The following is a 20111-nucleotide window of genomic DNA, read 5'->3' as shown; positions in this document are numbered from 1 at the left end:
ATATGTCGATAACCTCCCCCTTAGATTTATGCATTTATTGCGCGGGAGTTTCTTCCGAGCCTGCGCAATTGTCAATGCTTGAACACAATCGCTCGGTCATCGCGCCGGTGATGTGAGCGATGTCCGGCGGCATTTTCGCTTCAGGGCGGCGATTTTTCACCGCCGCGCCGGTTGCTTGGGCAAGAAACCGGTGAAAGAGGGCTTTTGAGCGTCTTTGCAGGCTGAGCGATTGAGCGGTGCATGAGAAATTCTGCACCGCAACAATCCGCGCGAGGGCGGGCTTGTCAGTCTTTGCAGAAGGCCAGGATATAGTTGATCGACAGATCGCGACTTTCCACCCAGCGCTGTCGCCAAGGATTGAAGCTCATACCGGCGCTGGCAACCGTCCTGAGCCCGGCTTGCCCAGCCATGCTGCTCAGGGCTTTGGGTGCGATGAATTGCTGCCAGCTATGCGTGCCGGCAGGGAGGAGGCGCGCGATATACTCGGCCCCGATCTTCGCGGTGAGCAGAGACCTGATCGTGCGGTTGAGCGTGGAGACGAAGAGCATCCCACCCGGGGCCAAGGCTTGCGCCAGAAGGTGCATGAAAGCCTGGGGTTCGGGGATATGTTCGATGACTTCCAGAGCTGTGACGACGGGGAAGCGATGCCCTTCGCCGAGCACATCCTCCAATCGCCCGAGACGGTAGCGGAGAGGAAGATTTTGCCCCTCGGCATGCGTTTCCGCCGCACGAATGGCGGCAGGTGCCGCATCGAGCCCCAGAACGGAAAATCCTTTCTTGGCCAGCGCTTCCGACAGAAGCCCGGCGCCGCAGCCGATATCGAGCATGTCCGCCGATGGTATGCCGGCGAAATGCCGCTTTGTCTGCGCCTCCACCCAATCCGCGCGCAGCGGGTTCATTTGATGCAGCGGCGCCATCGGACCCTTCGGCGCCCACCATTCTTCGGCCAGCGCGTCGAAGCGGGCGATTTCGGCGTCTGAAAGAGTTCCGTCCTGCATCATTGCCCCTGAGCTATAGCGCGGCTATGTGTTCCGGCCGCACGGAGGCCTGCTTGTCGGCCTCGGCGCAGTCATAAAGCCTCGGCCGCCGCGCGCCTATTCCCCGTGACGACCAGAGAGGCGAAGCTTGGAATGCGATCCCGCATGGGATTGCTTTGGAAAGGTATCATGGCCCGGATTGTCATGAAGTTCGGCGGCACCTCCGTCGCCGATCTCGATCGTATTCGTAATGTCGCTGAGCGCGTCCGCCGTGAGGTCGAGGCCGGGAATGAGGTAGCGGTCGTGGTCTCGGCCATGTCCGGCACCACCAATCAGTTGGTTGGCTGGTGCCAGAGCCTCTCGCCCCTGCATGACGCGCGGGAATATGACGCCGTGGTTTCGACCGGCGAGCAGATTACCGCCGGCCTGGTCGCGATTGCGTTGCAGAATCTCGGCATCGAGGCGCGGTCCTGGGCCGGCTGGCAGGTGCCGTTTCATACCGATGGCGCCCATGGCAAGGCCCGGATCGAGCGGATCGAGGGCAGCGAATTGGTGCGGCGTATGGGTCTGGGTCAGGTCGCGGTCGTCACCGGCTTCCAGGGCATCGGCCCGGATAACCGCATCACCACGCTCGGCCGGGGTGGGTCGGACACCTCGGCGGTGGCGCTGGCGGCAGCCCTGAAGGCCGATCGTTGCGACATCTATACGGATGTCGATGGCATCTATACGACCGACCCGCGTATGGTGCCCAAAGCACGGAAGCTTGAACGCATTTCCTTCGAAGAAATGCTGGAGCTGGCTTCGGTCGGTGCGAAAGTATTGCAGACGCGTAGCGTCGAATTGGCGATGAAGGAACGCGTGCGCGTTCAGGTCCTGTCCAGCTTCCAGGACCTGCCCGGCACGCTTGTCGTGGATGAGGATGAGATCGTGGAAAAGGAAATCGTGTCCGGAATCGCCTATTCGCGCGATGAGGCAAAGCTCACCGTGCGGCGGGTGCCGGACCGGCCGGGTGTGGCGGCGGCGGTCTTCACCACGCTCGCGGACGAGAATGTGAATGTCGATATGATCGTCCAGAATATTTCCGAGGAGGGCATGACCGACATGACCTTCACCGTCGGCAAGACCGATCTGGCGCGCGCCCAGGCGGCACTGGCGCAGAAGCGGGTCGATATCGGCTACGCGGATTTGCTGGCCGATACCAATGTCGCCAAGATCAGCGTCGTGGGTGTCGGCATGCGCAGCCATGCCGGTATCGCCAGCACGATGTTCAAGGCGCTGGCCGAGAAGGGGATCAATATCCAGGTGATTTCGACCAGCGAAATCAAGGTGAGCATCCTGATCGCCTCGGACTATACCGAGCTTGCGGTGCGGTCCCTTCACACGGCCTATGGCCTCGATGCAGCTTGATCTGGAGCGTAATGCCGTGACGGCGACCGAGAGCCTGGACCGCGCGGTTTCGCCGCAATTGGACGCCTTGTGGAGCCGGGGAACGGCCTTCCTCGGCAGCCGCTACGCCATCATGGGCGGGGCGATGAGCTGGGTGAGCGAACGCCATCTGGTGGCGGCGATTTCGAATGCCGGCGGTTTCGGCGTGATCGCCTGCGGCTCGATGTCGCCGGCTTTGCTGGAGGCCGAGATCGCGGGCACCCAGGCGCTGACGAAACAGCCCTTCGGCGTCAATCTGATCACCATGCATCCGGCATTGGATGAGCTGATCGCGGTCTGCCTGCGGGCCGGCGTCGGCCATATCGTGCTGGCCGGCGGTGTGCCCTCGGGCGCGGCTGTCCGAGCCGTGAAGGATGGCGGCGCCAAGCTTGTCTGCTTCGCGCCGGCCTTGGTTCTGGCCAAGCGCCTGGTGCGCTCGGGCGCGGATGCGCTGGTCATCGAAGGCTCGGAAGCCGGCGGGCATATCGGCCCCGTCTCGCTGATGGTGCTGGCGCAGGAAATTCTGCCCGTGATGCGCGACGTGCCGGTTTTCGTGGCCGGCGGTCTGGGGCGCGGCGACGCGATCCTGGGCCTGCTGGAAATGGGCGCGGCCGGCGCGCAGCTGGGCACGCTTTTCGCGGCGACCAGCGAGAGCATTGCCCATGCCAATTTCAAAAAGGCGTTTTTCCGCGCCAATGCGCGGGATGCGCTGCCCTCCGTCCAGCTGGACGAGCGCTTTCCGGTCATTCCCGTGCGCGGGCTGACCAATGCCGGCACGAAGCGCTTTTTGCAGGTGCAGGCTGAAACCCTGCAGCGCTTCCAGGCGAATGAAGTGAGCCGGGAGGAAGGTCAGCTTTCGATCGAGCATTTCTGGGCCGGCGCGCTGCGGCGTGCGGTGATCGAGGGGGATGTGGACGAGGGGTCTGTCATGGCCGGCCAGTCGGTGGGTATGGTGCGCGAGGAACGGCCCGTGGCGGCCGTCATCGCCCAGCTGCTCGACGAGGCCGAAGCGATGCTGGTAAGTCGTGGACCAGCCCGCCCCGCGCTCTGATACTGCGCCCTGGACGCCCAGGCGGCTCTTCGCAAGTCTGCGGGAGCGCCTGGCCCTTGGGAATACGCCGCTTCCCAAGCTGATCGAACTCGTCGCCGGTGAATTGGCGACGGAGGTCTGCTCGCTTTACGTGATGCGGACCGGCGAGGTTCTTGAACTCATCGCGACCTGCGGACTGGAACTGGAAGCCGTCGGCCGCACGCGCCTGCGGCTGGGCGAAGGCATCGTCGGGCTGGTGGCGGCCATGGGCAGTGCGCTGAACCTGGCCGATGCCCGTGAACACCCGGCCTTCGCCCAGCGGCCCGAGACCGGGGAGGCGGCCTTCGCGTCCCTGCTTGCCATTCCCGTCCGCCGCTCGGGCCATATCATCGGCGTGCTGACGGTGCAGAATCGTGCGCCGCGCCGCTTCTCCGATATCGAACAGGAATCGCTGGAAACGGTTGCCATGCTGTTGGCGGAGATGCTGACGGCGGCCGGTGCCGTGGAAGTGCGGGACGAAGGCTTCGGCGCGACCTTGCCCAGGCGGTTCGATGGGCTGGCGCTGGCCTCCGGCATCGTCATGGGACCGATCGTGCGGGCCGAGCAGCGCTTCGCGCATCGCCAGGTTCTGGCGGCCGATCCTGCGGTGGAACAGCAGCGCCTGGTGACGGCCAGCGAGCAGATGCGCCACGGGTTGGAGGAGCTTATTCGCGGTACCTCGGCCTCCATGACCGACGATGCGTCGAGCGATATCATCGCGGCCTATCGTATGATCGCGGCCGATGCCGGCTGGCTGAAGCGTGTCTCCTCCATGATCGAGGGCGGGTTTTCGGCCGAGGCTGCAGTGATCCGCGTGCTGGGGGAGCTGCGCGAGAAGATGCGGCGGATCCCCGACCCTTATCTGCGCGAGCGGTTGGTCGATATCGAGGATCTGGGCAATCGCCTGGTCGCCCAGCTGCATCGCCTGGACCCGTGTGGGCAGCCGCGCCCTATCGTGGATGTGCAGGAGATGGCAGGGGCGATTCTGGTCGCCCGGCGTCTGGGCCCGGCCGAGCTGCTGGATTGGCATGCGCGCGGTATCGCCGGAATCGTCATCGAAGAAGGCAGTGCGGCCGGGCATGCGGCCATTCTGGCGCGGTCTCTCGGGCTGCCGGCGCTGTCGGACGCCCGCGGTGTCGTCGATGCCTGCCAGGACGGCGACGAAGGTATTCTGGATACCGAGGACGGGATTTTCATCCTCCGCCCCGGCGATGAGGTGCGCCAGGCCTATGCCAGCGCGATCACGCTGGAACGGGCGCAGGCGGCGCAATCCCTCGCGCTTCGTGATCAGCCGGCGGTGACGGCGGACGGTGTCAGCCTATCGCTAATGATCAATCTCGGCCTGCCGTTGGAATTGCCGCAGCTTGAAGCGACCGGTGCTGCCGGTATCGGCCTGTATCGCACCGAAATTGCGCTCCTGGCACAGCACAGGCCGGAATCGCCGCTGGCCGACCACGCCGCCGAGGAAGGTTTTCTGGCGAGCGAAAAGCTCATGGGCCGGCAGATCGCGGAATATACGCGGGTGCTAGATCGTGCGGCCGGGCGCCCGGTTCTGTTCCGCACCCTCGATCTGGGCGGCGATAAGCTGCTGCCGACCGCCAATCTGCCGGAGAGCGAAAATCCGGCCATGGGATGGCGCTCGCTGCGCATCGGGCTTGACCGGCCGATGATCCTGCGGCGCCAGCTGCGCGCCATGCTGTCGGCGGCGCAGGGCCGGGATCTGTCGATCATGTTTCCGATGGTCGCGACGATCGGGGAATTTCGCGCGGCGCGCGGCCTGCTGGAGGCCGAGGTGGCGCGGCTTGAGCACAGGCCGGCGCGTCTGCAGGTCGGCACCATGCTGGAAGTGCCGGCGCTGCTGTGGCAGCTGCCGCAGCTGATGAAAGAGGTCGATTTCGTCTCGGTCGGATCGAACGATCTGATGCAGTTTCTGTTCGCGGCCGATCGCGGCACGCCTAATCTGGCCGGTCGCTACGACCTGATTTCACCGCCGGTGCTGGATTTGCTGGATTCCGTCGTGCGCCACGCGGAGGCGGAGGGCGTCTGGCTGTCCTTCTGCGGCGAGGCGGCCGGGCGGCCGTTGGAGGCGCTGATCCTGGTCGCCCTTGGGTTCCATTCGCTGTCGATGTCGCCGGCTTCGCTGCTGCGCGTGAAGACGCTGCTGCGCAAGGTCGATCTGGCCGGCTTCCGCAAGGTGCTGAGCGCCATCCGCAGCCATAACCCGCTGGCGGCGAGCCTGCGCGACCCGCTCAGCAGCTGGGCGCGGGAACACGGATTGCCGGTTTGATCCGGCCGTCGCGACCTTAACCTTACCGAAGGATCAGCTGTCGGAGCGGGGCAGCCAGGGCAGGACGCCGATATCGATCCCTTCCTCGGCCAGCGCTTCCGCCTCGGTCGCCGTGGCCTCCCCGTAAATGCCGTGGGGGTCGGTCTCACCGTAATGGATGCGGCGGGCTTCCTCGGCGAATTCGGCGCCCACATAGTCACAGCTGCGTTCGACTTCCGACCTGAGCCGTTGCAGCAGCGCGCGGACATTGTCCGGCAGGCCGTTTTCGGCAATGGCGGCGGCGGTGGGACCTGTGGCGGCCACCGGCAGGCTGTCCCGATTATCGGCGCGAGGCGGCTCGATCTTGGGCGCGGTCGTTTCGAATTTCTTCGTGCCGCGACCGAGCGATGGCGCCATCAGCGCCCTTGTGACCTCGGTGCTGTTGCAGCCGGGGCAGTTGACGAAACCGGCTTTGGCCTGATCGTCGAAGGACGCGCTGTCTTTGAACCAGCCGTCGAAGGCATGGCCCTGATGGCATTGAAGCTGATAGTGGATCATTGAAACCGCGACTATTTCTGCATGAGAAGGGTGATAAGACCTTCCAACTGCTCGAAGGTTTTATACTGAAGCTGCAGGCTGCCGCCGCGACCGCGGGCGGTGATGGAGACGGCAAGGCCGAGCCGTTCCTCCAATTCCCGCTCGATCAACCTTGTATCCGGGTCCTTGGGTGGCGCCTCGCGACGCTTGGGCGCGCCGTCTTCGCCTTGGCCCTGGCGGCTGGTCAGCGCCTCGGTCTGACGCACATTCAGACCCTGGGCGATGACGGCGAGCGCTGCCTTCGCCGGATCAGGGTGTGTCAGCAGCGCGCGCGCATGGCCGGCGCTGATGGTGCCGCGACGAAGTTCGACCTGAACGGCCGAGGGCAGTTTGAGCAGGCGGACCGTATTGGCGATATGGCTGCGCGACTTGCCGACGCTATCGGCGACCCGTTCCTGCGTCAGCGAAAACTCCTCCATCAAGCGGCGATAGCCTTCGCCTTCGTCGATGGGGTTGAGGTCTTCGCGCTGCAGGTTTTCGACCAGGGCAGCCGCCATGGCGGCCGTGTCTTCCAATTCGCGGACCAGAGCCGGGATTTCATGCAAGCCGGCCTGCTGCGACGCGCGCCACCGCCGCTCCCCCGCGATGATCTGGAAATGACCACGATTTTTGGGATCGGGCCGGGCCAAAATCGGCTGCAGGACGCCCTGTTCCCGAATGGAGGCGGCCAGTGCCGCCAATTCCGACGGGTCCAACTGCGTGCGCGGCTGAAAGGGGCCGGGGGTTAGCAGATCGAGCGCGATATGCTGGATGACGGCAGAGCGCGGACCGGTATTGCTATCCTCACCCAGCAGGGCCGCGAGGCCACGGCCCAGTCTGGGGCCAGCGTCACGCGCGCTCACGCCGCGCGATCCGTGGGCAGCCCGAGGCGATCCACAAGCTCGGCCGCGAGGCGGATATAGGCCTGGGCGCCGGGGGAGCGGAAGTCATAGAGCATGACCGGCTTGCCGTGGCTGGGCGCTTCGGAAATGCGGATATTTCGGGGAATCACAGTCTCATACACTTTCTTACCGAAGAAGCTGCGGACGTCATCCGCCACCAGATCCGAGAGATTGTTCCGGCGGTCATACATCGTCAGCACAATGCCATGGAGCGAGAGGCCAGGGTTCAGCCTGCGCCGCACGGCCTCGATAGTCTGGGTGATCTGAGTGATGCCCTCAAGCGCAAAAAATTCACACTGCAAAGGCACGATCACGTCATTGGCGGCCAGCAAGCCGTTGAGGGTGAGCAGACCGAGGCTGGGCGGGCAGTCGATGATGACGAAATGATGCCGCGCCCGATCCGGCCAGGCTTCCAAAGCGTCGCGCAGCCGGGTCTCCCGCCGTTCGACGGAGACCAATTCCAGCTCGGCGGCCGACAGATCGGGGTCGGCCGGCAGGATGGACAGGCCCGGCACGATGGTCTCGCGGACCGCATCGGCAACCGGCGTGCCTTCCACCAGAACGGAATAGGTGCCGGTGCCGCGGGCATTGCGCGGCAGGCCGAAGCCGGTCGAGGCATTGCCTTGCGGGTCGAGGTCGATCAGCAGCACGGCATAGCCGGTTGCGGCCAGGGCCGTCGCCAGATTGATCGCTGTCGTGGTCTTGCCGACACCGCCCTTTTGATTGGCGATAGCGAGAACGCGGGTCGATGACGGGGGCGGCGCTAGCTTGCGGTCAGCGAGATCGGCCGAGACCAGTTTGCGGTCTGAATCGATCATCGCGCGCAGGCGGGAGGAGGCGCTCATGCAATCTGCCTCTTGGGATGAAGGTCGCGGATCAGGAGAAGCCGCGCCTGGGGGGCGGTGCGGCTGGGGATGCTGTCGATATGCATGGACCAGGCCTCCTCGGCCTCCTGCAATTCGGCCTCCGCGCGCTCGCCTTTCGGGAAAAGGCAAATTCCGCCGGGGGCGAGCAGCGGGTAGGCGAGAGCGAGAAGCTTCGGCAAAGGGGCGAGGGCGCGGGCCGTGATCAGCGCGCTTGGCGGGATGGTCAGGGCCTCGATACGCGCGGCATGAATGGTGACGGGTGCGCCGGTCAGGCCAGCCGCCTCACGCAGGAAGGCGGCTTTCCGCAGGTCCGATTCCACAAGGTCGAAATGAATGCCGGAGGCCAAGGCCAGGACGATGCCGGGCAGCCCACCGCCGGAACCCAGATCGATAGCGCCATCGATACCCTCGGGTATCAGGGGCAGAAGCTGCAGTGAATCCTCGATATGACGCTCCCGAATGGCGGAGACGTCCTGCGCGCTGATGAGCCGGATGGTCGGATTCCATTTGGCGAGCAAGGCGGCATAGAGGTCCAGGCGCTGCCGGATATCGCTCGACAGCGCGGGGCCAAGGGCAGTCGTCACGATGTCATGCCCCTATTGTTTCACGTGAAACGCCCGCATCGAGCTTGCGCAGCCCGGCCAGGATAATGGCGAGGCCGGCCGGCGTCATGCCCGGAATGCGAGCGGCAGCCCCGAGCGAGCGGGGGCGATGCTGGGTGAGCTTGTCACGGAGTTCGGCCGAGAGACCACCGAGACCGGCGATGTCCAGCCGTTCCGGCAGCGTGATGTCTTCCTGGCGTTTGAAGCTGCGAATCTCGGCCTCCTGCCGGTCCAGATAGGCGGCGTAGCGGGCTTCAGTTTCCAGCGTATCATAGACCCTTGGCGCCAATCCGGCGAGGACCGGAAAGGCGGCTTTCAGTTGCTCGGCCGCGAGATCGCGCAAGGATAGCACCTCATAGACGCTGCGCGGACGCCCATCGGCGCGCACATTCAGCCCAAGCCCGGCGAGATGGGCCGGCGTGTGGATTTCCGCCCTTGCCGTGTTGCGGGCATCGCCCAGCGCATCACGGAAGGCCGCGAAGGCCGTCGCGCGGGCCGTGCCGACGCAGCCCCAGGCAATGCCCTTATCCGTCAGCCGCAGATCGGCATTATCGGCGCGCAGCGAGAGGCGATATTCCGAGCGCGAGGTGAACATCCGATAAGGTTCGGTGACGCCATGGGTGATGAGGTCGTCGATGAGGACGCCGATATAGCCCTCTGACCGATCGACCTGAACCGGCGTGCCGTCACCCGCGCGGCGCGCCGCATTGATGCCGGCGATGATGCCCTGGGCACCCGCTTCCTCATACCCCGTCGTGCCGTTGATCTGCCCGGCCAGGAAAAGCCCGCGCACGAGCTTCAACTCCAGATCAGGTCCCAAGGCGCGGGGGTCGACGAAATCATATTCGATCGCATAGCCGTGGCGGATGACGCGGGCGTTTTCCAGACCGGGAATGGTCTTGAGGATCGCATCCTGTACGGCGGCCGGCAGGCTGGTCGAAATGCCGTTGGGATAGACCAGGTCGCCGCCCGGATGCTCCGGCAGGCCTTCGGGCTCCAGAAAGATCTGGTGGCGGTCGCGGTCGGGGAAGCGATGGATCTTGTCCTCGATCGACGGGCAATAGCGCGGCCCACGGCCGGAGAGGTGACCGCCATAGACGGCCGATTCGTGGATATGCGCGCGGATCAGATCATGGGTCGCTCCTGTCGTGCCGGTGATGCGGCAACTGATCAGCCGATTGCCGATGCTGTGCGTCAGGGTGCTGAAGGGCTCCGGCACCCGCTCGCTCTCATCCTCGGCGAGGCTCTCCCAATCGATGCTGGCGCGATCGAGGCGCGGCGGCGTGCCGGTCTTGAGGCGCGAGACCGGCAGGCCGAGCCCGCGCAGCTTCTGCGCCAGGGGCAATGCCGGCGCTTCGCCGATACGCCCGCCGGAGGATTTCTGGGCGCCGATATGAATGGTGCCGTTGAGGAAGGTGCCGGTGGTGATGACGACGGCACCGCAGGCATAGCGATGCCCGGCAGCGTCGATCACGGCTGAGACCGCGCCCTGGGCGTCCTGTTCGATATCGGCGGCCTCGCCGGCGATGATCGTGAGGCCAGGCTGCGCCGCCAGAATTTCCTGCATGGCGATGCGATAGAGATGCCGGTCCATCTGCGCGCGGGGCCCACGCACGGCCGGACCCTTGCTGCGGTTGAGCAGCTTGAAATGAATGCCGGCCAGATCGGCTGCCCTGCCCATGACACCGTCGAGCGCGTCGATTTCACGCACCAGATGGCCCTTGCCGATGCCGCCGATGGCCGGATTGCAGGACAGCGCGCCGATGGTCTCGATACGATGGGTCAGCAGCAGCGTCCGCGCGCCCATGCGGGCTGAGGCCGCCGCCGCTTCGCAGCCGGCATGACCGCCACCGACGACCACGACGTCAAATCGGCCGGTCGCGTCGGAAGGTTGGCGCGGCGGCGCGGCCGCTGCGATGGCTGACAAGGGGACAGAAAATTCGTTCATGGCGCGGTCATACAGCCGCGCTCGTCCGCCCGCTACTTTCCGATACAGAAATCAGCAAAGATCCGGTCGAGCAGCGCTTCGACGCCGATCTTGCCGGTGATGCCGCCGAGGGCCGAGAGCGCGAGGCGCATCTCCTCCGCCCGCAATTCGGGCTCCGGCTCAGCAATCGCAAGACAAAGATGCCGGTGTGCCTGCTGCAGATGCGCGCGGTGCCGCTGGCGGGTCAGCGGCGGCGGACCGGATTGTGCGGTGGCCGTGCGCGCGAAAGCGTGGAGCCGCTCGTGCAGCGCGGGCATGCCGGTGCCGTCGATCACGCTGACGGCGAGGTCGGTGCCAGGCGGGATCGGGCCCAGATCGGCCTTGGTCGCGATGACCAGGGTGGGGACTTGCCCGGCCGCGTCACGGACCGTTGGTGCGGTGTCGCTGGCCTCGACGCTGACGAGCGACAGAACGAGATCGGCCTGGCTAGCGCGCGCCCGCGCCCGGCGCACGCCCTCGGCCTCGACAGGGTCCTCGGTCTCGCGCAGCCCGGCAGTGTCGATGAGCGTGACCGGCGCGTCGCCGAGCACAAGATGGACTTCCAGGGCATCGCGGGTGGTGCCGGCGATGGGCGAGACGATGGCGACATCGCGCCCAGCGAGCGCATTCATGAGCGTCGATTTGCCGGCATTCGGTGCGCCCTGGATCACGAAGACCAGACCGTCCCGCATCTTCTCGCCGCGCTGGCCGTCGTTCAGATGCGCCCCGATCTCCTGCGTCAGGCGCGTGATTTCGCCGGTCAATATGGCCTCGACCTCAGGCGGCAGGGCCTCATCCGGGAAGTCGATCAGCGCTTCCTGATGGGCGAGCGTTCCGGCCACACGGTCGGACCAGTCTTCATAGACGCGGCCGAGCGCGCCCTCCATCTGGCGCAGCGCCTGACGCCGCTGGCCGGCGGTCTCGGCCGCGACCAGATCGCCGATCGCTTCCGCCTGGACCAGATCCATCCGCCCGTTGAGGAAGGCGCGGCGGCTGAATTCCCCCGGCTCGGCCATGCGCAGGCCGAGCGCCATCAGCGCCTCGACCACGCCGTCCAGGACGGCCCGCCCGCCATGCAGATGCAGTTCAGCGACGTCCTCGCCGGTATAGGAATGGGGGGCGGGCGACCAGATGACGACCGCCTCATCCAATACGTCACCCGCCGCGTCTCTGAGCCGGCGAAGGCTCGCTTTACGCGGTTGCGGGCAGCGGCCAGCCAAGGCCAGGACGGCAGGCCCGGTCGCTGGCCCGCTCAACCGCAACGTGGAAATGGCAGCCCGGCCGAGGGCCGTCATCGGCGCGAAGATCGTATCCTCATCCATCGCGGGGACCGGCTCTGCTGTTTTGCCGGATCAGGCCGAGCGGCCGTCAGGCAGACGCAGATCCTCCGCGCGGCCGCCTTTCAGAAGATGCTCCGCGATGATGCGGTCAACATCCTCGCGCGTCTCGATTTTGTACCAGGTGCCGGCGGGATAGATGACGAGGCAAGGCCCGTCCTCGCAACGGTCCAGACAGCCGGCCATATTGACGCGGGCATGCGGCACGCCGGCCTCCTTGACGCGCGCCTTCATATAGTCGCGCAAAGCTTCCGATCCACGCGCCGCGCAGGAGCCGCGCTTATGGCCGTCGGGGCGGCGGTTGCAGCAGACAAAGATATGCGCGTCGAAATAAAGGGCAGGATCGATCGCACTATGCTGTTCCGGCTCATTCGTCACAAGATCGATCCTTTTTAAGTTGACTGAGCAACTCATTGGTGCCGGAACTCAGCGTGTAGCACCTTGCCGGCTTGGCCAGGACGCGCAGATCCGACTGCCCTTGACCAGTCGGTCAGTTTTGCAGCACGGCGCGACAGGCGTCCAGCATTCAGCGGGGCAGGTCAACCACGATGCTTGACAATTGCCGGCCCCGGGGCTTGCCATGCGGCACCACCTTGTTCAGGCGCCGCTTTGCCGCAACTTTCTTTGCATACCCCTATCGGGCCTGTCACCGTCTCCGCCGAGCAGGAGATGATTGTCGCGGTCGATTGGGGTTGGGGCCGCGATCAGGAGCCGACGCCGGTTCTGACCGAGGCCCGAGCCTGGCTGCAAGATTATTTCGACCACCAGATCCGGCCCATGACCCTGCCGCTTGACCCATACGGCACGCCCTACCGCCGCGCCGTATGGACGGCGATCGCGGGCATCCCGCCCGGCGAGACCTGGACCTATGCCAAGGTTGCCGCGACCGCGGGCGGTTCGCCGCGGTCCATCGGCACGGCCATGGCTCATAACCCGATCCCGCTCCTCATTCCCTGCCATCGCGTTGTCGGCAGCGGCGCCAATGGTCGCTTCACAATCGGCGGCTATAGTGGCGGCGAGGGGCCGGAGACAAAGCGTTTTCTGCTCGACCTGGAGGCGCAAGCCGCCCCACGACCCGGCCTGCAACAAAGGATCACGCTATGAGCCATGCTATCCGGGTGCAGGCGACGGGCGGCCCCGAGGTCCTCGGCTGGGAACAGGTGCCGACGCCCGAACCCGGTCCGGGCCAGGTGCTGATCCATCACGCGGCGATCGGTGTGAATTTCATCGATCTCTATTTCCGCAGCGGCCTTTATAAGACGCCGCTGCCCATGACCCCGGGCATGGAAGCCTCCGGCACTGTCCTGCGGCTGGGCGCCGGCGTCACCGATTTCGCCGAGGGCGACCGCGTCGCCTATGTCTCCATGCCCCTCGGCGCCTATGCCGAAAAGCGCGTCATGCCGGCCGACCGGCTGGTGAAACTGCCGGAAACGATCAGCTTCGAGACCGCCGCCGGGATGATGATGCGCGGGCTGACCGCCCAGTTTCTCCTGCACCGGACCTATAAGGTCAGCCCGGGGGAGACCATTTTGGTCTATGCCGCCGCCGGCGGCGTCGGTCTGGTCATGTGCCAATGGGCCAAGCATATCGGCGCCATCGTCATCGGCGTCGTCTCCAGCGCCGAAAAGGCAGCGATCGCGCGCGCCCATGGCGCGGATCACGTCTTGCTGGCCGATGAGGATATTCCCGCACGGGTCAGGGACATCACCCAAGGTGCGATGGTACCGGTCGTCTATGACAGCGTCGGCCGCGACAGTTTTGCCGCCAGCCTGGATTGTCTGGCGCCGCTTGGCATGATGGTGAGCTTCGGCAATGCCTCCGGCGCCGTGCCGCCGGTCGATATCAGCCAATTGGCCGCCAAAGGCAGCCTGTTCCTGACGCGGCCGAGCCTGGTCACTTATACGGCCAAGCGCGCCGCCCTGCTGGCCGGAACGGAAGACCTGTTCGATGTCGTGCAAAAAGGTCTGGTCAAGATCGAAGTCGACCAGACCTTCGCGCTCAAGGACGCGGCCGAGGCCCATCGCGCCTTGGAATCGCGTAAGACCACCGGCAGCACGATTCTGAAGCCCTGATCCGGGCGGCAGACCGGTGCCGGCGCTTAGCCTGAACCATCAGGCCGTGAGCAGCGGATCAAGACCGCCCTGGCGATCCAGCGCCACCAGATCGTCGCAGCCGCCGATATGCTTCCCGTCGATGAAGATCTGCGGCACCGAGGTACGACCGGTGCGGGTGCGGGATTCCGCGCGCTGGGGCGTGCCGTTCGGTGCGTCGATCTCCTTATAGGCGACGCCCTTGCTGTCGAGCAGCGCCTTGGCGCGCGTGCAATAGGGGCAGTAGGGCTGGGTGTAGATTTCAATCTGAGCCATGCTCATCTCCATGCGTTCGGGGGTGAGATTTGCCGCGACGGTCAGCCTCTGCAAGGGCATGGCCGGTCTGCCGATCCTCCCTCTGGCGCGGATCAGGCACGCGCGCGGCCACCAGCACATCCACGGAACCGGCACCGGCGGCCTGCAGGATGGCAGCGCAGGCATTGAGCGTGGCGCCCGAGGTCATGACGTCATCGACCAGCAGGATTTTTCTATCCCGCAGGCGGTCGATCATGGCCGGGCGCAGGGCGAAGGCGCCGGCCAATGTCCGCTGCCGGGCCGCCGCCGATAGCGTGCCGAGCGGCGCCGTCACCCGGTGGCGGATCAAGGCGTCGACGGCGCAGGGCTTGCCGGCCCGCTTCGCCACATCGCGGGCGAGGAGGGCCGCCTGATTGTAGCGGCGCGCGGCAAGCCGCCGGCGATGCAGCGGCACCGGCAGAATGATATCGGCGTCCGTCAGCATCGGGCCGGCGGCGCGTGCCATCAGACGCCCGAGCAGAGGCGCGAGTTCGGTCCGGTCGGCGTGCTTGAAAGGCAGGATCAGGCGCTGGGCGGCCTCGTCATACAGGAAGGCAGCGCGCCCATGACGGAAGGTCGGTGGCCGCGCGATACAGCTTGGGCAGATGTTTGCCGCACCCGCTGCGTTCGACAAAGCGAAGGGCAGACCGCAGCGCAGGCAATAGGGGGCCGTGATGAAGGTGAGCCCGGCGAAACAGCCGGCGCAGAGCCCCGTCTGACCTTGGACCAGACTGCCGCAGGCAGGACAGCGCGGCGGCATCAACCCGTCCAGGACCAGGCTTGTCGCTCGCCGCAAGCTTTTGCCCAGTTCGCGTCGCAGATCCCGCATTTTGTCCCTCATCGGGCGAGATTACGATTCGATTATGTATCAAATCTACCGCAAACGAAAACGCCCCGCAGAGGATCCCGCGGGGCGTTTCGGTGAAAGCCGGGATTCTCAGCTTTAGGAATGAAGATCCTCGGTCCCGGGCGCCGTCTTCGGCGGCGGCACCAGATAGAGCAGCGCCGGCTCGAAGACGAAGGTCGCGATCAGCGTGCAGGCGAGGCTCAGCAGCAGCAGCAGGCCCATGCTGGCCGTTCCCGGATGGTGGGAGAAGGCGAGGGAGCCGAAGGCCGTGCTGGTGGTCAGCGCCGAGAACAGGATCGCGCGCGCGGTGGGGGAGGCGAGGAAGCTGCGCTCCCCCGCGCGCCAGTTCATGACGAAGTAGAGGTTGAAGGACACGCCCACGCCCTGCAGCAGCGGCAGCGCGATGATATTCGCGAAGTTCAGCGGCAGCGGCAGCAGCACGATGACCAGCACCGTGATCAGGGAGGAGAGGACCAGCGGCGCCATGATCAGAGCGACGTGCAGCGGGCGGCGCAGGAACAGGAACAGGATGACGGCAATGGCGATCAGCGCCAGGACGGCCGCTTCCCGGAAGGCGTCGATGATGGTCGTGGCGCTGGCGATGACGGTCACGGCCGAGCCACCCGCATTGGGGGCGACCGCCGTCACCTGATGCACGAAGGCGCGCAGGCCCGCGCTGTTCATGGCCGTGGTCTTGGGCAGAACCTGGATACGCACCTGACCGTCCGGCGTCAGCCAATCGACCGTCAGATCATGCGGCAGGCTGGCGAGCGTCACCGGCTGCGCGGAAAGCGACTTCTGCAGATTGCCGAGCTGCATCGGCAGGAATTCCGTCAGCGCGGCATTGGCCGCCATCAGCTGGGCATCCGTCTGGGTGCTGAGCTTGGTAAGGTCGGCATCGATCGCCAGCAGCGGGCTGTCGGCCGCCAGCTTGGGCTTGGCGGCGGTGATGGCGCGCTGCGTCGCCCCGATCGCGATGCGGATATCGCCGGGCGTGACGGGGGAGGCCGGGCCGGGCGACAGGGTTGGCGCCAGCAGTTCCTCGGTATCCGCGATCGCATCCAGCTTGGGCTGCTGGTCATCCGGCACGAAGCTCGACAGCGAGATCGCATGATCGACCAGCGGCAGCTTGGAGAGCTTGTCGGCGAGCGCAGCGGCGGCGGTCGGCGAGGGTGCCAGGACGTCGATGCTGTAGGGGTCGGTGACCGGGTTATCGAGCAGGCTGCGCAGCGTCTGCATCGCTTCCGAATGCGGGTCCTGCGTATCCAGCGGGTCGCTGTCGAAATTGATGAACGGGATCAGAACAAGGCCGGCGATGCCGATGGCCGTGAAGATGCCGACGACCATGCGCCGCTTCTGCCACAGGATCATATCGGCTCGGGCCAGGCTGCTGAAACCGATCTCGCCTTGCTCCGCCGGCAGGCGGAAGAGCGTGATCAGCGCCGGCAGGAAGGTGATGGTGCAGGCGAAGGCGATGAGCATGCCGACGCCCGCGATCAGCCCCAGTTCGGCGACGCCCGCGAAGCTGGTCGGCACGAAGGCGAAGAAGCCGGCGGCGATGGCGACGGCTGCCAGCAGCACCGAATTGCCGGCCTTGCGCAGCGTCTGTTCCATCGCATGCTCGGTGCTCGGCGACAGCCGCCGCTCATCGCGGTAGCGCACGGCGATCTGGATCGCGAAATCGACGGCCAGGCCCACGAACAGCACGGCGAAGGCGACCGAGATCAGGTTCAGCGTGCCGATGGCGATGGCCGCGAACAGCGTCGTCATCAGCAGGCCCAGGACGAGGGTCAGCAGGATGGCGAAAATATAGCGGATGCGACGGACGGCGAGCACCAGCCAGAGGATGATGAGGACGACGGAGATCACCGTATCGGTGACGATGCCTTGGGTGAGGGAGGCGAATTGCTGGTCGGCGAGCGCGATCTGGCCGGTGATGCGGAAGGTCGCACGGCCGCTGGCGATGGTCGGCAGCTTCGTGGCGATCGCGCGCAGCGCGTCGGTCGCAACCGCGCCCGGCTCGATGGCACCGTAATCCTGCACGGGCTGGAGCAGCACGAAGCGATTGGCACCGGCCCGGTCGCTGAGCGAGCCGCCGAGCAGCTTCTGCCAGGAGACGGGTTCGGGATGGCCGTCGGCCGAGGCTTTCAGCCCCTTATCGAATCCGTCGAGCGCGGTCTTATAGCCGGTGAGATCGACCTGGCCCTGGGCAGCGCCCTGGCCGATGAGGCCGATCGCCGTCAGCAATCCGCGCATCGACGGGTCGGCCGCCAGCTGGCCGATAAAGGGCTGCGCCTGCACCAGACTGTTGAGCAGTTTCTGCAGCTCACCCTGGTCGAGGAACAGCAGGCCTTCTGTCTTAAAGAATTCAAGATTGTCGGGCCGGCGGACGGTGCGAAAATGGGCCTTGTCGGCGCCAGCGGCGGCCGCGATGGCATTCGCCGTCTGATCGGCTTCCTCGGGCGTCTTGGCGGTGATGACGCCGACCAGCAGATCGTCGAATTGTGGGAAGGCCTTATTCAGCAAAGCCTGGGATTGCCGCCAGGGCAGGTTGGGCGAGAAGAGATCATCCGTATTGGTATCGACGCCGAGATGGCGCGGCGTATAGAGAATACTGCCGATTGCCAGGATGATACCCGCCAAAACCACCCAAAGGGCGTGGCGGCTGCTTAGGCGAGCAATAGCCGCCAGCTTTGTCTGAACCCACATCGACCTTTGTCTGTCCTTATTCCAAATCTGGGCGTCCAGGACGCCTTATTCGCTTACCGGATAGTCCGGGCGCGGTGAAGCGCGGCAGATTGGCGAAGCCTAACCCGCCGTCTGAAAACCTAGTCCCTCGGTAAGGGCAAGGCATCACAAAGGTGGGAGTGTTGCGCCGGCCCGATCGCGGTTGGCAGGGGCGCCAAAGCCGCTGATAATCCCGCTCAAAGCTTTCGATTGGTTACAGGAGATGGGGCGATGACGGCGAGCGGCAGCAAGGAAGCGATCAGGATCGTCGGGGTCGTCGGCGCGGGCCAGATGGGCAATGGCATTGCCCATGTCGCGGCCTTGAGCGGTTTGGAGGTCGTGCTGACCGACCTGCGGGCCGAAGCGCTGACCCAGGCCCTGGCGACCATCGGCAAGAATCTTGACCGTCAGGTCCAGAAGGGCGCGGTGACGGAGGCCGACCGCATGGCGGCGCTGGGCCGGATCAGGACGACGGCGGAGACCAGCGCGCTCGGCCCATGCGACATCGTCATCGAGGCGGCGACGGAGCGGGAGGAGATCAAGACCACGATCCTCAAGGGCCTGATCCCGCATCTGAAGCCGGACGCGATCATCGCGACCAATACCTCCTCCATCTCCATCACCCGGCTGGCCGCGGTGACGGATCGGCCGCACCAGGTCATCGGCATGCATTTCATGAATCCGGTGCCGGTGATGAAACTGGTCGAGGTCATTCGCGGCATCGCGACGGATGACGCGACCTTCGGCGCCGTGCAGCAGCTTGCCGAGCGCATGGGCAAGATAGTGGCCCTGGCCGAGGATTACCCCGCCTTCATCGTCAACCGCATCCTGGTCCCCATGATCAATGAGGCTGCCTTCGCGCTGATGGAGGGCGTGGGTTCCGTCGCGGCCATCGATACCGCCATGAAGCTCGGCACCAATCAGCCGATGGGACCGCTGGAACTGGGCGATTTCATCGGCCTCGATACCTGTCTCGCCATCATGCGCGTGCTGCAGGGGGGTATGGGCGACAGCAAATACCGGCCTTGCCCGCTGCTGGTAAAATATGTCGAAGCCGGTTGGCTGGGCCGCAAAACGAAGCGCGGCTTTTACGACTATCGCGGCGAGACGCCGCTCGCGACGCGCTGAACGGCCGCTGTCGCCCGCGCAGATCCCGGTAAGATGGACTCATCTGTCCGGGTGAAGATGCTCGCAAAAACAATAACCTAGAGCGGCAGCTGTGAGCGTAAGCGAACAGGAAACGCTCTGGGCGTCGGCCGTCAGATCAGAGCCCGACCGCGGCATAGAGACCGTCCAGCGCCGGGATGGCGTTGACCAGCTGCGGCTTGAACAGGATGGCCGCGATGATGATCACGATGACGATCAGCAGAATAAGCCAGATGCGCCCGCGGGTGCTGCGGTGCTTGCGGGCGGCGGGGTAATATTCGGTCTCCCCGAAGGAGAGTTCATGCGACAGCCGCCGCTCTTCCGAATCCGGACGGTCCGTCTCGTCGAAGGCCGGTTCGAGATCGGCCAGAAGCGCGCGGGTGGAGCCAATCGGTTCGGCAGCCTGTGCGGCGGCGGGGGCAGGCGGTGATGCCGGTGGCGGCGCCAGCGTATCGGCCAGGCGTGCCGTATCCGGCGGCAGCATCACCGCGGCAGTCGGTGCGACCGCAGGCGCTGGCATCGCAGGCATCGCAGGCGGCGTTGCCGGCGGATTGGCCGCGACGTCGGGTTGCGCCAAGGTCGTGGGAATCGGGACCGGCATGGGCATGGGGGCCGGTGCGGCGGACGTGTCGCTTGGCGAGGCCGGCCTCACGACCGTCCACTGATAGCCGCAGCGGTTGCATCGCACCTCGCGCGGCTGTGGTCCGAACAGGCTTTCCGGTGCCTCATAGGCAGCGGAACACTCACGACATACCAGTCGCATCTGCGGCTTTACCCTTGTGTTGGATCGAACCAACCCATTGTTTAAGCCTCGGATTGTGGCCAAGAGCGGCGCCGCGTGCAATCCTCTGTCTGACGTCGCGTGATCCACACCCGAAACTATTCTGCATGTTTGGAAGAGAATCGCCGTTTTGCCTGAACCCCACTGCCTCGGCGGGCGGTCCGTTTGCCTCGGTCAGCCGACCGCATGGCTTGTGATGGCGCATGCGCGTCGAATTCAGGTTAGATTGTCGCCATGCCC

19 protein-coding genes are annotated in these 20111 nt (G+C 65.5%); 6 read left to right on the top strand and 13 right to left on the bottom strand.

The window, feature by feature from the left end; genetic code table 11:
* Nucleotides 1-34: 34 nt before the first annotated feature.
* Nucleotides 35-256, bottom strand: coding sequence for a hypothetical protein (locus tag ACELLULO517_RS11650; protein WP_227307532.1), 222 nt, complete (start codon nucleotides 254-256; stop codon nucleotides 35-37).
* A gap of 28 nt (nucleotides 257-284) precedes the next feature.
* Nucleotides 285-998 (bottom strand): bifunctional 2-polyprenyl-6-hydroxyphenol methylase/3-demethylubiquinol 3-O-methyltransferase UbiG, encoded by a 714-nt coding sequence (ubiG, locus tag ACELLULO517_RS11645; protein WP_227307531.1) that lies wholly within the window; start codon nucleotides 996-998, stop codon nucleotides 285-287.
* A 168-nt stretch (nucleotides 999-1166) separates the two neighbouring features.
* Between ubiG and ACELLULO517_RS11640 the strand changes: the two genes are divergently transcribed.
* Genes ACELLULO517_RS11640 through ptsP form a run of 3 tightly spaced genes read left to right on the top strand, consistent with a single transcriptional unit; the run spans nucleotide 1167 to nucleotide 5758 of the window.
* Nucleotides 1167-2384, top strand: coding sequence for an aspartate kinase (locus tag ACELLULO517_RS11640; RefSeq protein WP_227307530.1), 1218 nt, complete (start codon nucleotides 1167-1169; stop codon nucleotides 2382-2384).
* The gene (locus tag ACELLULO517_RS11635) at nucleotides 2374-3453 is read left to right on the top strand and encodes an NAD(P)H-dependent flavin oxidoreductase (RefSeq protein WP_227307529.1); all 1080 of its coding nucleotides are present in this window, start codon (nucleotides 2374-2376) and stop codon (nucleotides 3451-3453) included. The genes ACELLULO517_RS11640 and ACELLULO517_RS11635 overlap by 11 nt, the downstream gene beginning before the upstream one ends.
* The gene (gene ptsP / locus ACELLULO517_RS11630) at nucleotides 3428-5758 is read left to right on the top strand and encodes a phosphoenolpyruvate--protein phosphotransferase (protein WP_227307528.1); all 2331 of its coding nucleotides are present in this window, start codon (nucleotides 3428-3430) and stop codon (nucleotides 5756-5758) included. The genes ACELLULO517_RS11635 and ptsP overlap by 26 nt, the downstream gene beginning before the upstream one ends.
* Before the next feature lie 33 nt (nucleotides 5759-5791).
* Here ptsP and ACELLULO517_RS11625 read toward each other — a convergent pair whose 3' ends face one another.
* The 7 genes from ACELLULO517_RS11625 to ACELLULO517_RS11595 are packed head-to-tail and all read right to left on the bottom strand — an operon-like array spanning nucleotide 5792 to nucleotide 12364.
* On the bottom strand, nucleotides 5792-6295 hold the full coding sequence (locus ACELLULO517_RS11625; RefSeq protein ID WP_227307527.1) for a DUF1178 family protein: 504 nt from the start codon (nucleotides 6293-6295) through the stop codon (nucleotides 5792-5794).
* Between the two features lie 11 nt (nucleotides 6296-6306).
* Nucleotides 6307-7176: a ParB/RepB/Spo0J family partition protein gene (locus tag ACELLULO517_RS11620; RefSeq protein WP_227307526.1), complete on the bottom strand. Its 870-nt coding sequence runs from the start codon at nucleotides 7174-7176 to the stop codon at nucleotides 6307-6309.
* On the bottom strand, nucleotides 7173-8033 hold the full coding sequence (locus tag ACELLULO517_RS11615; protein WP_456304389.1) for a ParA family protein: 861 nt from the start codon (nucleotides 8031-8033) through the stop codon (nucleotides 7173-7175). The genes ACELLULO517_RS11620 and ACELLULO517_RS11615 overlap by 4 nt, the downstream gene beginning before the upstream one ends.
* A 23-nt stretch (nucleotides 8034-8056) precedes the next feature.
* Nucleotides 8057-8665, bottom strand: coding sequence for a 16S rRNA (guanine(527)-N(7))-methyltransferase RsmG (gene rsmG, locus ACELLULO517_RS11610; protein ID WP_227307524.1), 609 nt, complete (start codon nucleotides 8663-8665; stop codon nucleotides 8057-8059).
* A gap of 4 nt (nucleotides 8666-8669) precedes the next feature.
* The gene (mnmG, locus tag ACELLULO517_RS11605) at nucleotides 8670-10631 is read right to left on the bottom strand and encodes a tRNA uridine-5-carboxymethylaminomethyl(34) synthesis enzyme MnmG (protein WP_227307523.1); all 1962 of its coding nucleotides are present in this window, start codon (nucleotides 10629-10631) and stop codon (nucleotides 8670-8672) included.
* A gap of 32 nt (nucleotides 10632-10663) precedes the next feature.
* A complete protein-coding gene (mnmE, locus tag ACELLULO517_RS11600) occupies nucleotides 10664-11971 on the bottom strand; it encodes a tRNA uridine-5-carboxymethylaminomethyl(34) synthesis GTPase MnmE (protein ID WP_227307522.1) in 1308 nt (435 codons plus the stop codon).
* Nucleotides 11972-12001: 30 nt separating this feature from the next.
* On the bottom strand, nucleotides 12002-12364 hold the full coding sequence (locus ACELLULO517_RS11595; RefSeq protein WP_227307521.1) for a (2Fe-2S) ferredoxin domain-containing protein: 363 nt from the start codon (nucleotides 12362-12364) through the stop codon (nucleotides 12002-12004).
* A gap of 231 nt (nucleotides 12365-12595) precedes the next feature.
* Between ACELLULO517_RS11595 and ACELLULO517_RS11590 the strand changes: the two genes are divergently transcribed.
* Nucleotides 12596-13090, top strand: a complete 495-nt coding sequence (locus ACELLULO517_RS11590) for a methylated-DNA--[protein]-cysteine S-methyltransferase (protein WP_227307520.1) — start codon at nucleotides 12596-12598, stop codon at nucleotides 13088-13090.
* The gene (locus tag ACELLULO517_RS11585) at nucleotides 13087-14058 is read left to right on the top strand and encodes a quinone oxidoreductase family protein (RefSeq protein ID WP_227307519.1); all 972 of its coding nucleotides are present in this window, start codon (nucleotides 13087-13089) and stop codon (nucleotides 14056-14058) included. The genes ACELLULO517_RS11590 and ACELLULO517_RS11585 overlap by 4 nt, the downstream gene beginning before the upstream one ends.
* 39 nt (nucleotides 14059-14097) lie before the next feature.
* Here the strand turns inward: ACELLULO517_RS11585 and grxC are convergent, their stop codons facing one another.
* From grxC to ACELLULO517_RS11570, 3 genes are all read right to left on the bottom strand, one after another.
* On the bottom strand, nucleotides 14098-14352 hold the full coding sequence (gene grxC, locus ACELLULO517_RS11580) for a glutaredoxin 3 (protein ID WP_227307518.1): 255 nt from the start codon (nucleotides 14350-14352) through the stop codon (nucleotides 14098-14100).
* The gene (locus tag ACELLULO517_RS11575) at nucleotides 14339-15199 is read right to left on the bottom strand and encodes a ComF family protein (RefSeq protein WP_227307517.1); all 861 of its coding nucleotides are present in this window, start codon (nucleotides 15197-15199) and stop codon (nucleotides 14339-14341) included. Before ACELLULO517_RS11575 ends, grxC begins: the two co-directional genes overlap by 14 nt.
* A 114-nt stretch (nucleotides 15200-15313) precedes the next feature.
* Nucleotides 15314-17926 (bottom strand): MMPL family transporter, encoded by a 2613-nt coding sequence (locus tag ACELLULO517_RS11570; RefSeq protein ID WP_227307516.1) that lies wholly within the window; start codon nucleotides 17924-17926, stop codon nucleotides 15314-15316.
* Between the two features lie 249 nt (nucleotides 17927-18175).
* Between ACELLULO517_RS11570 and ACELLULO517_RS11565 the strand changes: the two genes are divergently transcribed.
* The gene (locus ACELLULO517_RS11565; RefSeq protein ID WP_227307515.1) at nucleotides 18176-19072 is read left to right on the top strand and encodes a 3-hydroxybutyryl-CoA dehydrogenase; all 897 of its coding nucleotides are present in this window, start codon (nucleotides 18176-18178) and stop codon (nucleotides 19070-19072) included.
* Between the two features lie 136 nt (nucleotides 19073-19208).
* On the opposite strand, the gene ACELLULO517_RS11560 is transcribed toward ACELLULO517_RS11565, so the two are convergent.
* On the bottom strand, nucleotides 19209-19853 hold the full coding sequence (locus ACELLULO517_RS11560) for a zinc-ribbon domain-containing protein (protein WP_227307514.1): 645 nt from the start codon (nucleotides 19851-19853) through the stop codon (nucleotides 19209-19211).
* Nucleotides 19854-20111 lie beyond the last annotated feature (258 nt).

This window comes from Acidisoma cellulosilyticum, from assembly GCF_020621385.1.
Taxonomy (GTDB): Bacteria; Pseudomonadota; Alphaproteobacteria; order Acetobacterales; family Acetobacteraceae; genus Acidisoma; species Acidisoma cellulosilyticum.
Note: the sequence above shows the minus strand (reverse complement) of the source record. Positions and strands in the feature narration are given on the sequence as shown.